10 protein-coding genes are annotated in these 14,052 nt (G+C 71.9%); 4 read left to right on the plus strand and 6 right to left on the minus strand.

The window, feature by feature from the left end:
* From LX12_RS09300 to LX12_RS09320, 5 genes are read right to left on the minus strand one after another with little or no spacing between them, the layout of a single operon-like run.
* Positions 1 to 975, minus strand: a complete 975-nt coding sequence (locus LX12_RS09300) for an MlaD family protein (protein ID WP_253654249.1) — start codon at positions 973 to 975, stop codon at positions 1 to 3.
* Positions 972 to 1,976: an MlaD family protein gene (locus LX12_RS09305; protein ID WP_253654250.1), complete on the minus strand. Its 1,005-nt coding sequence runs from the start codon at positions 1,974 to 1,976 to the stop codon at positions 972 to 974. Before LX12_RS09305 ends, LX12_RS09300 begins: the two co-directional genes overlap by 4 nt.
* Complete coding sequence (locus LX12_RS09310) at positions 1,973 to 3,025, minus strand: MlaD family protein (protein WP_253654251.1); 1,053 nt, start codon at positions 3,023 to 3,025, stop codon at positions 1,973 to 1,975. The genes LX12_RS09305 and LX12_RS09310 overlap by 4 nt, the downstream gene beginning before the upstream one ends.
* Positions 3,022 to 3,888: an ABC transporter permease gene (locus LX12_RS09315; protein WP_253654252.1), complete on the minus strand. Its 867-nt coding sequence runs from the start codon at positions 3,886 to 3,888 to the stop codon at positions 3,022 to 3,024. The genes LX12_RS09310 and LX12_RS09315 overlap by 4 nt, the downstream gene beginning before the upstream one ends.
* 4 nt (positions 3,889 to 3,892) lie before the next feature.
* Positions 3,893 to 4,726 carry an MlaE family ABC transporter permease gene (locus tag LX12_RS09320; protein ID WP_253654253.1) on the minus strand — a complete coding sequence of 278 codons (834 nt, stop codon included), beginning with the start codon at positions 4,724 to 4,726 and terminating at the stop codon, positions 3,893 to 3,895.
* A 240-nt stretch (positions 4,727 to 4,966) separates the two neighbouring features.
* Between LX12_RS09320 and LX12_RS09325 the strand changes: the two genes are divergently transcribed.
* From LX12_RS09325 to LX12_RS09335, 3 genes are all read left to right on the plus strand, one after another.
* The gene (locus tag LX12_RS09325; protein WP_253654254.1) at positions 4,967 to 6,178 is read left to right on the plus strand and encodes a CaiB/BaiF CoA transferase family protein; all 1,212 of its coding nucleotides are present in this window, start codon (positions 4,967 to 4,969) and stop codon (positions 6,176 to 6,178) included.
* Positions 6,175 to 6,810, plus strand: coding sequence for a TetR/AcrR family transcriptional regulator (locus LX12_RS09330; protein WP_253654255.1), 636 nt, complete (start codon positions 6,175 to 6,177; stop codon positions 6,808 to 6,810). The genes LX12_RS09325 and LX12_RS09330 overlap by 4 nt, the downstream gene beginning before the upstream one ends.
* 171 nt (positions 6,811 to 6,981) lie before the next feature.
* Positions 6,982 to 10,515, plus strand: a complete 3,534-nt coding sequence (locus LX12_RS09335) for an nSTAND1 domain-containing NTPase (RefSeq protein WP_253654256.1) — start codon at positions 6,982 to 6,984, stop codon at positions 10,513 to 10,515.
* 4 nt (positions 10,516 to 10,519) lie between these two features.
* Here LX12_RS09335 and LX12_RS09340 read toward each other — a convergent pair whose 3' ends face one another.
* Positions 10,520 to 11,761 carry an MCE family protein gene (locus LX12_RS09340; protein ID WP_253654591.1) on the minus strand — a complete coding sequence of 414 codons (1,242 nt, stop codon included), beginning with the start codon at positions 11,759 to 11,761 and terminating at the stop codon, positions 10,520 to 10,522.
* Between the two features lie 222 nt (positions 11,762 to 11,983).
* Here LX12_RS09340 and LX12_RS09345 point away from each other — a divergent pair, with 222 nt between their 5' ends.
* A complete protein-coding gene (locus LX12_RS09345; RefSeq protein ID WP_253654257.1) occupies positions 11,984 to 14,050 on the plus strand; it encodes a glycosyltransferase family 39 protein in 2,067 nt (688 codons plus the stop codon).
* Positions 14,051 to 14,052: the final 2 nt, after the last annotated feature.

Below are 14,052 nucleotides of genomic sequence, written 5' to 3' on the forward strand. Positions count from 1 at the left end.
TCAGCACCCCCGATCGGGGGTCGGGATGCAGAGGGTCGGGGCGTCGACCCGGGACCTCGACAGGTCGACCTCGACGGTCGACCCGTCGGTGCTGAGGATGCCGCCGATCTCGTTCGCCAGCTGCGTGAGCTTGTCGATGATCGGGTTCGCGCGACCGAGTTTGTCGCGCAGCGCCAGGACGATCTCCTTGACCTTGTCGACCTCGGGGTCGATCGTCCCCCGCACCGCGCTGATCGGCGGCTCGAGGAACGCGAACAACGCGTCGACGCCGCGGATGGTCTCCAGCGCGTCGGCGCGGAACTGGTAGAAGCGGTAGCCGATCAGTCCGACGAGGCGGAGCAGGTTGACCAGTTGCGCGCGGCCGTCGTTCAGCGCGCCCACGTACTCCTGCGTGATGGCGATCGCGCGGTCGAGGTCGTCGTCGCGGTCGCCCAGTGTGGTGGTGACCGCGGAGATCTGGGAGATGATGTCGCGCGCGGCGTCGGGACGTCCGGCGAGCGCCTGGGTCACCTGCGCGAAGGTCTGGCGGGTGGTGACGGCGTCGACCTTGTCGACGACCTGCCCGGAGTCCCGGATGACGTCGGTGAGCTCGTACGGCGTGGAGGTCTGCTCCCGCGGGATGTGGCCCCGCAGCGGTTCCGAGCCCTGCGGGGTGACGGCGAGGTAGTGCCCACCGATGGCCGTGGTGAGCCGGATGTCGGCGCCGGTGCGGTCGCCGAGGTGGACGGAGTCGTCGAGACCGAAACGGATCTCGACGTGGTCACCGACGACCGCGACGTCGCGCACCTCCCCGACCCGGATGCCCGCTACACGCACCTCGTCGCCCGACCGCAGTTGACCGCTGGAGGTGAAGTCCGCGGTGTACTCGTCCTCACCCATCGGCATGACATAGAGCAACCCACACACCAGCGCGATGACCGCGATGACCGCGACCCCGCCCAGGCCGTACAGCACCTCTCTGCGACGACGGGTCATCGGCAGATCACCACCGGCGCGCCTGCGAGCAGGACGGTGGTCAGCGGACCCGGGATCGACTGTCCCGCACGACAGGTGAGTGACGCCGACCGTGCGGCCTGGGTCGATGCGACGAGGGAGTCGAGGACGCCGGGGATGCCCGCGAGGATCTGTGAGGCGGTGTTCGTGAGCGGGATGTACTTGCGCAGCAGACGGTCGACGTCGGCGTAGTTGCCGTAGTAGACCTCGTTCAGGCTCTGCAGCACCAGCCGCAGCGGCTTCAGCGCCCGTGCCGACAGCTTCAGGGACCTCTCGGTCGCGTCGATGTTGTCGGCGAGCGCACCGATGGCGTCCCCGGTGCGGGCGATGAGCTCGTTGAGACGCGGTGACTTGTACTGGATCTGCCGTGCCACCGATCCGAGACCGGTGACGAACGCCGCGATGGTCTCCGACCGGTCGGCCGCGAACCGGGTGATCTGGTTGAGCTGGTCGAGGATCGAACCCAGGTCGGGCCCGCGCCCCTGCACGACGGCGAGCACGTTGCCGACGAACTCGTTGATCTGGGCGGGGTCGAGCACACGGAACACCGGACGCAGCCCGTTGAAGAGGACGGTGATGTCGAACGACGGCACGGTGCGGGATCGGGGGATCATCTGCGGTCCCGTCACGCGGGCCCCGGCCGGACCGTCGGTGTAGACGTCGAGATACCGCTCGCCCACGAGGTTCAGGTAACGGACGGCGACGGTGGTGTTGTCGAACAGCGGGACTTTCCGGTCCAGGGAGAAGGTCACCCGCGCGACGCCGTCGTGCAGCGCCACCGTCTCGACCTTGCCGACCCGCACACCGATCTCCCGCACGTCGTTGCCCGCCGACAACCCCGAGACGTCGGAGAACTCGGCGGTCACGCTGCGTTGCGGCCCCTCCACGGGCGGGGCGAGGGCTCCGACGATCACCCACCCGGCGGCGATCATGGCGACGACGAACAGCGCGAGCCCGATCATCGACCCGGTCCGGGGTCTCATCGCCCACCGCCGCGTCCGGCCGGTGCCGCGAGCAGGACCGAGGTCAGTTGCGGCAGGTTCGCGAGCGTCGCTCCGACCTGGAGCGTGACCTTCCCGTCCTGCGTCGGCAGTGCCTTCGTCAACCGGCGCACCAGCTCCCGCGTGTCGTCGTAGGCGGGCGGGATCGAGCGCAACGTCTGCCCCAGCGGGGATCCGACGGTGAGGACGAAATCGAGGAGCGTGCTGAGAGAGCCGAGGTTGTCCCCGACGAGCCCGCCGATGGTGCCGACGGTCTGCACGAGCCCCGACAACGTGTCGCGGACGCCGCTCACGACCTTCGGGTCGGTGTACGCGGCCGTCGTCTTCGTGAGGTTGATCAGGACGGTGTCGAAGGGCCCTTCGAGGTCGGCCAGTCCCCGCGACGCCGGTCCGAGGATCTGCAGGAACTGCGCGAGCGGCATCTGCTGGCGCGCGGCGGCCAGGTTGAGCAGGTCGGCCCCGGACCGCAGCAGCGGCTGCACGGCGTCGACGACGCGCGAGAGCACGTCGATGCTCTGTGACACGGTCCTGCCGGTGACCGTCGTCGAGATCTCTCCGACCTGACGCAGCAAATCGGCGACGGACACGTTCGTCGAGTCCGACCCGATCCGCAGGGTCTCCCCGTCCCGCAGGCGGCCGGCCCCCGGCCCCACCGTGGTGTTCGACCGCAGCTCGATGCCGGTGACGCCCAAGATGTTCGACGGCGCGTACGCGGCACTCACCCGGTCGGGGATGTTCGCGGCCTGGTCCCGGTCGATCGAGAGGGTGATCTGCTGTTCGGTGCCGTCGGTGACGCGCACGGAGTCGACCCGTCCGACGATGAGGCCGCGGAACTTCACGTCCCCGCCGGCGGCCAGGCCGTCGCCGACCGCGTCGGTGACGGCGACCACCCGCACGCGGTCGTCGAAACCCCCACGGGCGTAGATCGTGAGCGGGACGGCGGCCACGACGAGCGCGACGAGGGTGGCCGCGCCGAGGGTCAGCAGCGTCCGTCGCGACGGTCCTCTCCCGGACGAGTCCTCGTACATCATCCGGAGAACCGGAACCCGACGTCGGATCCCCAGAACACCAGGGTCAGGATCATGTCGAGCACGACGATCATGACGAAACTGCTCTTGATCGCCCGCCCGGAGGCGATGCCGACGCCCTCTGGCCCACCGGCGGCGTAGAACCCCTGATAGCAGTGGATCAGGATCACGGCGACGACGAAGACGACCGCCTTGAGCACCGCGAACAGCATGTCGACCGGGGACAGGAACGCGGTGAAGTAGTGGTAGTAGGTGCCCGACGACTGCCCGTTGACCGTGTTCACGACGAACGCGCACGAGAGGTAGCTCAGGATCAGCGTGATGAGGAACAGCGGGATGATCGTGACCACGCCCGCGATGACCCGGGTGGACACCACGAACGGCACCGGCCGGATGGCCTGCGCCTCGAGGGCGTCGATCTCCTCGGCGATGCGCATCGACCCGATCTCCGCGGTCATCCGACAGCCCGCCTGCGCGGCGAAGCCGATGGCCACGACGATCGGCCCCAGTTCGCGCGTGTTGACGTAGGCCGAGAGGAACCCGGTCAGCGGCCCGATCCCGAACAGCCTCAGGGTCGCGAACGACTCGATGCCGATGGACCCGCCGACGGACAGTCCCAGGACGACGAGCACCGCGACCGACCCGCCGCCGACGACGATGCCGGTCGACCCCCACATGAGGTCGGACAGCACCGCACCGGTCTGTGAGCGGTACACCCGCAGCGCGTGCGGGGTCGACCGAAGGACGTCGTAGGCGAAGTGCACCTGGTGCCCGAGGCGTTCGACCGCGTTCACCGGCACCGCCGCCGCCCGGCTCGTGACGGTCGTCCACCGGTGGGTGCGGGAGTAGGTCGAGAAACCCGTCATGACGTCATCCGACCTTCTGCTTGACGAACATCGACAGGATCTGCGTGACCGCGAGGTTCACCAGGAACGAGGAGACGACACCCAGGACGACGGCGGCGTTCACGGCGTCGGCCACGCCGCGCGGCCCGCCGCGTGCCTCGAGCCCCCGCTGGCAGGCGATGGCCACGACGACGACGCCGAAGAGGACGGACTTGCCCAGCGCGACGACGAGATCGCTGACGCCGGCGAACTGGCCGAAGCCGCCGAGGTAGCTGCCCGGGGCGCCTCCCTGGAACGAGACGTTGATGACGTATCCGGCGGCGACGCCGACCGCGATGATCTCCATGCAGATGAGCGGGGCGACGACGATCACCGCCAGGATCCGCGGCGCGACGACCCGTCGGGCCGGGTCGATGCCCATCGTGCGCATGGCGTCGATCTCGTCGCGGACCGTGCGCGCACCGAGGTCGGCGGCGATCGCCGAGCCGACCGCACCGCCGATGAGCAGCGCGGCGCCGATGGGCGCACCCTGCTGCAGGATCGCCAGCGCTCCGGCCGCGCCGGACAGCGACGACGCCCCCAGCTGCTGGGTGAGTCCGCCGACCTGCACCGACAGGATCACCCCGAACGGGATGGCGACGAGGACCGCGGGGACACCCGCGACCCCGGCGAAGAAGCTGGTCTGGGTGAGGACCTCGCGCCCGGGCAGGCGGCCCCGGACGATGTCCCGCCCCAGGTGGCCGAACGCGGTGAGCGTCAGCTCGACGAGGCGACCGAGGGTGGCGATCGCGGACACGACGGCATCGCCGATCCGTGTCACCGCCAGGACGCCGCTGCGGCGTGCACCGACGTTCGCCATCCTCACCCCCGGTCGTCGTCTCGTCGACGGCGCACGGGGCGACGACGACACCCGGGCTCCGTGACCGGGGTCACTCTAGCCAGGCGAACGAGTCATGTGTCCCGGTTGCGCGACGAGGTTGGGACGGTGGACAAACCGTCCGGGAACACGTTGGGCGGGGGTGCACGCGGCGATCGGGGGTGATGGCGCGATCGGCGGGTCGGTTGGCGTCCTGGACCGGCGATTCGTCACCCTGGACCCATGCAGAAGCACTCCGGCGTGGCCGGCGCCCTCGACGGGATCCGAGTCGTCGAGCTGGGTTCGCTGATCGCCGGGCCGTTCGGTGCGCGGCTGCTCGGCGACATGGGCGCCGACGTGATCAAGGTGGAGGCACCGTCGTCCCCGGACCCGCTGCGCGGGTGGGGCCAGGCAGAGGTCGACGGGCACCGGTTCCTGTGGACCGTCTACGCCCGCAACAAGCGCGCGGTGACCATCGACCTGCGGTCCGACGACGGGCGGGACCTGTTCCTGGACCTCGCCGCGACGGCAGACGTGATCGTCGAGAACTTTCGTCCCGGCACGCTCGAGCGTCTCGGGATCGGCTGGGACATCCTGCACGAGCGCAACCCGGGCCTGATCCTGGTGCGGGTGTCCGGGTACGGCCAGACCGGCCCGGCCGCGTCGCGCCCCGGGTACGCCTCGGTCGCCGAGGCCGTGAGCGGGCTGCGGCACCTCAACGGCTACCCCGACCAGCCCCCGCCGCGGCTCGCGCTGTCCCTCGGCGACACCCTCGCCGGGATGTTCGCCGCGCAGGGAGCCCTCGCCGCCCTCCACCGCCGGTCGGTCACCGGCGAGGGACAGGTCGTGGACGTCGCGCTCACCGAGGCGTGCCTGGCAATCCAGGAGTCGGTGATCCCCGACTACGCCATGGGCGGCGTCGTCCGCGGCCCGTCGGGGACGCGGCTCGACGGGATCGCGCCGTCGAACGTCTACCCCACCGCCGACGGCTCGATGGTGGTCATCGGGGCCAACCAGGACACCGTGTTCCGACGACTGTGCGGTGCCATGGACCGCCCGGAGCTCGCCGACGACCCGCGCTTCGCCACCCACGGCGCCCGCGGGGACAACCAGGACGAGATCGACGCGATCATCGCCGAGTGGACCGCGACCGTCGACCGGGACGACCTCCTCACGCGCCTCGACGACGCCGGTGTCGTCGCCGGCCCGATCAACACGGTGGCCGACATCGTGGAGGACGAGCAGCTCCGCGCCCGCGGGATGCTCGTCGACCACCCCGACGACCGGGTGGGACGTCCCGTGCTGGGGCCGGGCGTCGTCCCGATGCTGCACGGCACACCGGGGTCGGTGCGCACCTCGGCACCGCCGACCCCGGGCCACCACAACGACGAGGTGCTGGGGGAACTGCGCGATCCCGCGGCGCTGGCCCGTCTGCGTGAGGCGGGTGTGGTGTGAACGACACGCCCATCGCGACCGAGAAGGGTCGTCGCACCGAGCAGGCGTTCGTCCAGGCGGCACGGAAGGTGTTCGCGGAGAAGGGGTATCTGGCGGCGAAGATCTCTGACATCGCCGCGGCGGCGGGCCGATCCCCCGGGTCGTTCTACAACTACCACGAGAGCAAACGTCAACTGCTGGAACACCTCCTGGACGAGTTCCAGGACCGGATCCTCACCGACACGCGCGACCAACTCACCGCCGACCCCGCCCGCAACATCGACACCGCCGTGCGCGTCTACTGGGGTCTCTACCGCGACTACCTGCCGGAGATGATCGGCGCGTTCCAACTGTCGATGACCGACCCGGCGTTCGGCCGGTGGTGGCGCACGCGCCGCGCGCAGGGCATCGACGCGGTGCTCGGTGTGTTCCGCTCGGTGGAGCACCGCGGCACCGACATCGGGCTCGACAAGCACCTCTTCGCGTCGGCGATCGTGTCGATGCTCGACTCGTTCTGTTGGAACTGGTTCGTCACCGGGCGCGACGAGACGCTGCGTGAGCGGTCCGAGGAGGAGGCCATCGCCACCCTCGTCGAGATCTGGCGACGCGGCCTCGTCGTCCCCGCCGACCGACCCTCGCCGCACGACTCGTGAGCTGATCTCACGAGGTCAGGACGGGTGCCGTGACACCGCACGCGGTGGACAAACGGCGACGGGGTCACGCACAATCGCGGGCGGGGAAGGCGACGCGCGTGGGGACGCGCGTCGCACAACGAGAGGGAGACACCCGCCGGCCACGGCCGGCGGGTCGGCCAGGGGGGCCTCGTGTACGCAGATCTGCGTGCCCGTCCGCGCGTCGACGCGGTCGGGCACACCACGCATCCGTCGTCGACCGGCGCCGACGCTCCGGCGTCGACCCCGGACGCGCAGTCCGTCGAGGCGAGCCCCTATCGCCCGCTGACCGCCTACACCGAGTCCGACGCGTCGGTGTTCGCCGGACGCACGGACCTGCGGCGGCGGTTGCACCTGCGCGTCACCGCCGGCGAGGGTGCGGTGGTGCTCCTCGGGCCGTCCGGGTCGGGGAAGACCTCGCTCCTGCGCGCCGGCCTGATCCCGGAGGTCCGTGCGTCGGGGCTGCGCACCCGCACCGGCCGTGTGGACGCCGCGACGGTCCTCGTGACACCCGGCTCCGACGCCGTCGGATCACTCGCCGCGGCGATCGGCCTGGATCGCGCGGCGTTCGACGACGTCTCCGCCGCAGCAGATCTGGCGGCCGCGTCGGATGTCGTGTCGGTCTCCGCGTCGGGTCGCCACCGCGCCTGCCTCCTGGTCGTCGACCAGGCCGAGGACGTCTTCCACCGGTGCGGTACCGCCGACCGCGCACACTTCCTGCGCGTCCTCGACGCGGTGGCCGGTGACGACCGTTTCGCCGTCGTCCTCGGACTCGGCGCCGAGTCCGCGGCGCAGGCGCTCACCGAGCCGGTTCTGGCCACCGCGCTCGACACGCGCTCCGTCGTGCTCACGCCGATGACGACCGCGGAGGTCGTCGAGGCCGTGGAGCTGCCCGCACGCGTCGCGGGTGTCCGCGTCGAGTCCGGGCTCGGCGAGGCGATCGCTGCCGGCCTCGACCGCGTCGGGCCGGCCACACCGCCCCTCATCGCCCTCGGCGTGATGCTCGACCACCTGTGGCACACCAGGATCGCCGACGCCGAGACCCCGATGACGCTGGAGGCGTACCGGGCGTCCGACCCGATCGCGGACATCACGGCGGTCGCCGCCGACCGGGCGTGGTCGCGGTTCACCCCCGTCGACCGGGACACCGCACGCACCCTGCTGCTCGCCGCGGCCGACGGGTCACCGTTGGATCGGGACGCGACCCACCTGCTGCGCCGTCTCGCCCGCCCGCACCTCGACCGCGTCCTGGGCCGGCTCACCGAGGCGCACCTGCTCCGCGTCGTCGATGGCCGCGTGGAGCTCACCCACCCGGCGCTGATCACCGCGTGGCCACGACTCGCGGCGTGGATGGCCGACCGACGCGTGCAGGCACCGCTGCGAGAGCGGGTCGTCGCCGACGCCGCGCGCTGGGCACACGGGGGACGGCCCGGCGACGAGCTCTACGACGTCGACCGGCTCCGGCGTGCGGAGTCCGCCCTGGAACCGTTCGACGACCCCGGCACGGACGCCGCGGCGTTCCTCGAGCGGTCACGGGATCGCCTGCGGCTGCGTCGAACCCGTCGTCGGGTCATGGTGGTTCTCGCCGTGCTGGTGGCGGTCGTGTCGCTGGTCCTCGCGGTCGTCTTCGGCGTGGGGATGCGCCGTGTCGACGCCGACCGGGACGCCGCACGACTGGACGCTCTCGTGGGGCGGTCGGCTGCTCTGGCACAGACGAACCCGACAGCGTCGGCCGCCGCCGCACGCGCGGCCTTCGCGACCGATCCCGGCGACGGCGACGCGGAGTCCGCCGTCCTCGCCACCCAGACACGCCCGCTCGCGAGGCTGCTCGGGGTCGGTCCCACCCGGGCGGTCGCCACGCCCGTGTCCGGCGCGACGCCGTCGGTCGTCGTGGGACGCGACGGCGCGCTGACGGTGGTCGGTGGGAGCGGCCCCGCCGCGACGGCGACGGACGCCGACCTCGCCGACGGCGAGCAGACGGTGGCCGTGTCCGGCTCGACCGCGGTCGGTGTCCGCACCGACGGCACGGTCCGGTTGTGGCGCATCGCCTTCGGCCTCGCGCCGGCCCCGGTCGGGGTGCTGCCGCTGCCCCGCCCCGCGGTCGCGGTGATCGCTCTCCCCGCCCCGGACCGCGTCGCCGTGGTCGACGCGGCGGGAACCCTGCGTGTGGTCGCCGTCGACGATCCCGCCCGACCGGCGATCGTGGCCACCGCAGCATCGGGTGTGACACCCACCGCCCTCGCCGCCGGACCGGCCGGGGTCCTCGTCGGCGGTGCAGACGGCACCGTGACGCTGGTGGACCCGGCCGACGGCACCGTCGTCGGATCGCTTCCCTCGGTCGACGGCGCGGTCACCGCTCTCGCCACCACCGCAGGCCTGACCGCCGTCGCGGACACCACCGGCCGCGTCCGCGTCGTGCGTGTCGACGCCGACGGGCTCGCGACCGCGCCGGCGACCGACCTCGCCGCCGTCCGCGGACGTGTCGGGACCCTCGCGTTCTCGCCGTCGGGCGCGGGTCGCCCGGCCCCCGTCCTCGCCGTGACGGCCGACGGGGTCACCGACATCGTCGATCCCGCACGGCCGCAAGCCATCACACCGCTCGTCGATCCGGTCCGTGCGCCGGGCGGCATCGCCGCGGCACGGTTCGCCCCGGACGGGACCCTGGTGACCGCCGGTGCCGGGGACGCGCGCCGCTGGTCGCTGCCGACGGGGACGATCCCGGGCACTGCCGGGACGGCGGGGACGCCGTCGTGCAGTTCTGTTCGTGCGATCTGCGCGGTGCCGCACCTCGACGGTCCGGTGCAGGTCGTCGATGTCCGCGACCCGCGGTCACCGGTGGTCGGCGGCGTCGTCGACGCCCCCGGCGGCTTCGACGGCGCGGCCGTCGCCCCGAGCGGACTGTGGATGATGACCGTCGACGCCGCGCACCGCGCGCAGCTGTGGGACACGCGGTCGTTCGCGACGCCGCTCGCGGTGGGTCCGCCGGTGCAGCTGGGGCCGGGGTCGATCGGCACGGTCGCCTTCTCGCCCACGTCGTCGGCGATCGCCATGACCCGCGACGGTGGTGCGTCGCTGGGCATCTGGGCCGTCACCCCCCGAGGGCTCGACGCGGTCGCCGACCTCGAGACCGGCAGCCCGGTCACCGCTGCCGCGTGGTCGGCCGACGGCGGCCAGATCGCCGTCGGCGGTCGCTCCGGGGTCCTGCGGTGGACGGTGTCGCCGACCGGTGTCGGGGCGATCTCCGGCCGGATCGCGTCGACGCCGGTGACGGCCCTCGCGTACGGGCTCGCCCTCGGCCAGGGCGATCCCGGATCCGGCGCGCGCACCGCGGTGCGGCCGGTGGTCCTCGTCGGCGATCCCGCGGGCGGCGTGAGCCGTTTCGACGTGGCGACCGGCGGCCCGCTGGGCCCACGGGTCTCGCTGGGACCGGCGGCGGTCACCTCGATCACCGCGGTCGGCGCGACCGCGGCGACCGGCTCGGCGGACGGAGCGATCCACCGGATCGCGGCCGACGGCACGGCTGTTCGTGTCGCCGACCTCTACCCCGCGCAGGGGTCCGGCGACGTCCGTGTCGGCGCGGTCGGCGGCGACGACGTCGTCGCGGTCGGCGACGAGACGGCCAGTCGGGTGCTCACACTGCGCACCGAGACCGCCGACGAGCGGATCTGCACCGCCACCGGCTGCTGACGGGTCAGCGGGGCGCGACGCCGAGCAGGTACGACAGCTGGGTCGCGATGGGGTTCAGGTCCAGCTTGTCGGGGTCCTTCTTGGGCTTCCCGTCCCACGGTTCCGGGATGTCGGGATCGGCGTACACCGCGCTCTGTGCGCCGCGTACGCCCGTCGGGCTCCCCTGGGGCAGCGCGCAGTGTGCGTCGGTGTTGAACGGGAAGTCGTCGTAGTTGATGTCGAAGTCCGGGTTCTTCCGCTTCTCCTCGGCGATGATCTGCTGCGTCTTCTCGTATCCGAAGGTGCACGCAGGCGGGTTGTTCGTCTCGAGGGTCGCGCCGAAGTGGACGGTGCCGTCACCCGGTGACGGGGTGTAGCTGCCGCTGGAGACGGCGGCGATGAGCGCGAGACTCGGGGAGACGGCCTGGAACGTCCGCTGGACGTTGCGGACGTCGAGCGCGAGGTCGCGCAGCGCCCGCGTCACGTCTCCCCCGCTGCGCTCGAGCAGGGCCGACAGCTGCGTCGCCGAGGTCTGACCGGTCGTGAGGAGACGACGCAGGTCGGGGTCGCTCGAGGCGAGCTGCGCGGTGATCACCCCGAGGCTGCGGGACCAGGTGAGGATCTCGTCGGACTGTGCCGCCTGCGTGGTCAGCACCGTGTCGGAGTTGCGGATCAGCGAGATGGTCTGCGGCAGGTCGTCGTTGCCCGATTTCGACAGATTCGCCAGCGAGTCGACCAGCGTGCGGAGGTTCTCCCCGTTGCCGTCGAACGCCTTCCCCAGCTCGGTCACCACCGTCCGCAGGTCGTCCAGCGGTACCGACGCCGTGAAGTCGGTCGCCGAGGACACGACGTCCTGGATGGGCACCGGGATGGCGGTGTCGGTGATGATCGACCCGTTCCGCAGGTGGGGACCGCCGACACTCGCCGGGCGGAGGTCGACGTACTGCTCCCCGATCGCCGACCGGCTGGCCACGACGGCCTGCGCGGACGCGGGGATGTCGGGCCCACCGGAGTCGAGGTCGAGGTCGACGCGGACGCCCCCCGGCCGCAGCGAGAGGGCGCCGACGCGACCCACCGGCGACCCGAGATAGGTCACCTCGGCGTTGGTGAAGATGCCACCGGAGTCGGGGAAGTCGGCGTGCACGGTGTAGGTCCCGATGCCGAAAAGTTTGTCGAGACGGGCGTAGGTGGCACCGACGTACGCCGTCGCGATCACCGCGACCACGGCCAGAACCGTCAGCTGCCAGCGCACGCGCCTGTCCCGCACCACCTGCCGGGTCCACCCTTCCCGCATCGTTCGTCTGTCCGCGACGCGTCGAGAAGCACGGTAGAACGACCGCCGGTTCGCCACAGTGAATTGGACATCTTCGACACCTCGACGCCGACGATCGCGCGCATTGTCCGGATCGTCCGCAAGGTCGGGCGTCCTCCCAGGGAGCTCACAGCAACCCGTCACCCGACCGCCAGCGACGGCCACGACAGTCGCAGCGTGACCATCGACGCCCCTGCGCACCCGTCCTCCGCTGCGGCCGACGCCCCGGCGCCTGCCGACGGCGGCCTGCCGCCCGCCCGTCCCGTCGATCGCATCGCCCTCGCGGTCCTCCTCCTCGGCACCGCGGTCCTCTACCTGTGGGACATCACGATCAACGGGTCGGCCAACACGTTCTACGCCGGCGCCGCCTGGGCGGGGTCGAAGAGCTGGGAGGCCCTGTTCTTCGGCTCGATCGACCCGTCGAACTTCATCACCGTCGACAAGCCGCCGGTGTCGCAGTGGGTGATGGGTCTGTCCGGTCGCATCTTCGGCTACTCGAGCGCATCGCTGCTGATCCCCGAGGCCCTGATGGGCGTCGCGACCGTGGCGCTCGTCTACGCCGCGGTCACCCGGCTCGCCGGCCGTGGGGCGGGCCTGGTCGCCGGCACGGCGATGGCGCTGACGCCCGTCGCCGTGATGATGTTCCGCTTCGACAACCCCGACGCGGCGATGGTGCTGCTCATGACCGCCGCCGCCTACTGCACGGTCCGCGCGACGGCCGCGGCCTCGGCACGATGGCTCGCCCTGGCCGGCGTCGCAGTCGGGTTCGCGTTCCTCGCCAAGATGCTCGAGGGCCTCATGGTCCTGCCGGCCCTCGGGCTCGTGTACCTGATCGCGGCCCCGACGACCGTGCGCCGCAGGATCGTCCACCTCCTGGTCGCGACCGTCGCGATGATCGCCGCGGCCGGCTGGTACGTCCTCGTCACCATCCTCTGGCCGGCGTCGTCGCGGCCGTACATCGCCGGGTCGACGGACAACTCGTTCATGAACCTCGTGCTCGGCTACAACGGCCTGCAGCGCATCGAGGGCAAGGAGCACGCCGGCAACGCCGCACAGCGGTCGGTGATGAACTCCCCGCTCACCCACGAGCTCATGCAGCGGTTCGCCCGCACCGGCGGCAACCGCGGCGGCGGCATGTTCTCCGAGAACCCCGGCATCACCCGACTGTTCCAGGGTGAGTTCGGTGTCGAGATCTCCTGGCTGCTGCCCGCGGCACTCGTCGCGCTGATGGTCGGGCTGGTGCTGCGCGGTCGTGCGCCGCGCACCGACCTGGCCCGTGCCGGGTTCGTGCTCTCCGGTGCCTGGCTCCTCGTCGACGGGATCGTGCTGTCGTACATGAAGTCCAACCCCCACCCCTACTACTCGCTGGCGATCGCTCCGCCGATGGCGGCACTGGTGGGTCTCGGTGTGGCCCAGTGCGTCCGCGACCGCCACCGCATCACCGCCGTCCTCGGCGGCGCGGCCATCGTGGTCGCCGCCGGCGGGTGGTCGTTCGTGCTCATGCGTCGCGACCCGTCGTGGCAGTCGTGGCTGTCGTGGACGGTCGCCGTGCTGACGGTCGCCGCCGTCCTGACGATCGTCGTGATCGGGCTGGCGGGCGTCGGCGAGTCGTCGCGCGCGGGTCGCCGGACCGGGTTCGTCGTCGCCGCGGTCGCCGCCGTGATCGGCCTGGCCGGAATCGCGGCACCCGCGGCCTATTCCGCGGAGGTCGTGGCGACGCCGCACACCGGGGGCAGCCCGTCGGCGGACCCGAGCACCGAGGACCGCGCGCACTCCCAGCACGACACCGGCGGGTTCGCCGCGTTCTTCGGCGGGACCACCAGCGCACCGACCGAGCTGACCCGGACCCTGCAGGCGACCCACACACGGTGGGCCGCGGCGGTGAGCCGGTCGTCGACGGCAGCGGGTCTGGAGTTGTCCACGCGCACACCGATCATGGCGATCGGCGGCTTCACGGGCAGCGATCCCGCGCCGACACTCGCGCAGTTCCAGCGGTACGTCGCCGACGGCGACATCGGCTACTACATCAGCACCGGCACCACCGGTGAGCGCTCACGGGGTGGGTCGAGCGCCGCGGGCGCGCTGGGCCTCGACCCGAGCCAGGCCGACCAGGCGTCGCAGCTGTTGCGGCGCTTCGAGTCCGGTGGCGTGACCGGTCAGATCCAGGAGTGGGTGCAGAGCCACTACACCGGACACACCATCGGCAGCTACACGATCTACGACCTGCGCACCCCGTCCCACTGACC

Source organism: Williamsia serinedens, assembly GCF_024171725.1.
Lineage (GTDB): Bacteria > Actinomycetota > Actinomycetes > Mycobacteriales > Mycobacteriaceae > Williamsia_A > Williamsia_A serinedens.

Bases quoted from the DNA above. Each gene is read 5' to 3' on its own strand.
- LX12_RS09325 (WP_253654254.1), top strand. From the start codon at position 4,967: ATGCAGAAGCACTCCGGCGTGGCCGGCGCCCTCGACGGGATCCGAGTC.
- LX12_RS09320 (WP_253654253.1), bottom strand. From the start codon at position 4,726: ATGGCGAACGTCGGTGCACGCCGCAGCGGCGTCCTGGCGGTGACACGG.
- LX12_RS09315 (WP_253654252.1), bottom strand. From the start codon at position 3,888: ATGACGGGTTTCTCGACCTACTCCCGCACCCACCGGTGGACGACCGTC.
- LX12_RS09300 (WP_253654249.1), bottom strand. From the start codon at position 975: ATGACCCGTCGTCGCAGAGAGGTGCTGTACGGCCTGGGCGGGGTCGCG.
- LX12_RS09310 (WP_253654251.1), bottom strand. From the start codon at position 3,025: ATGATGTACGAGGACTCGTCCGGGAGAGGACCGTCGCGACGGACGCTG.
- LX12_RS09305 (WP_253654250.1), bottom strand. From the start codon at position 1,976: ATGAGACCCCGGACCGGGTCGATGATCGGGCTCGCGCTGTTCGTCGTC.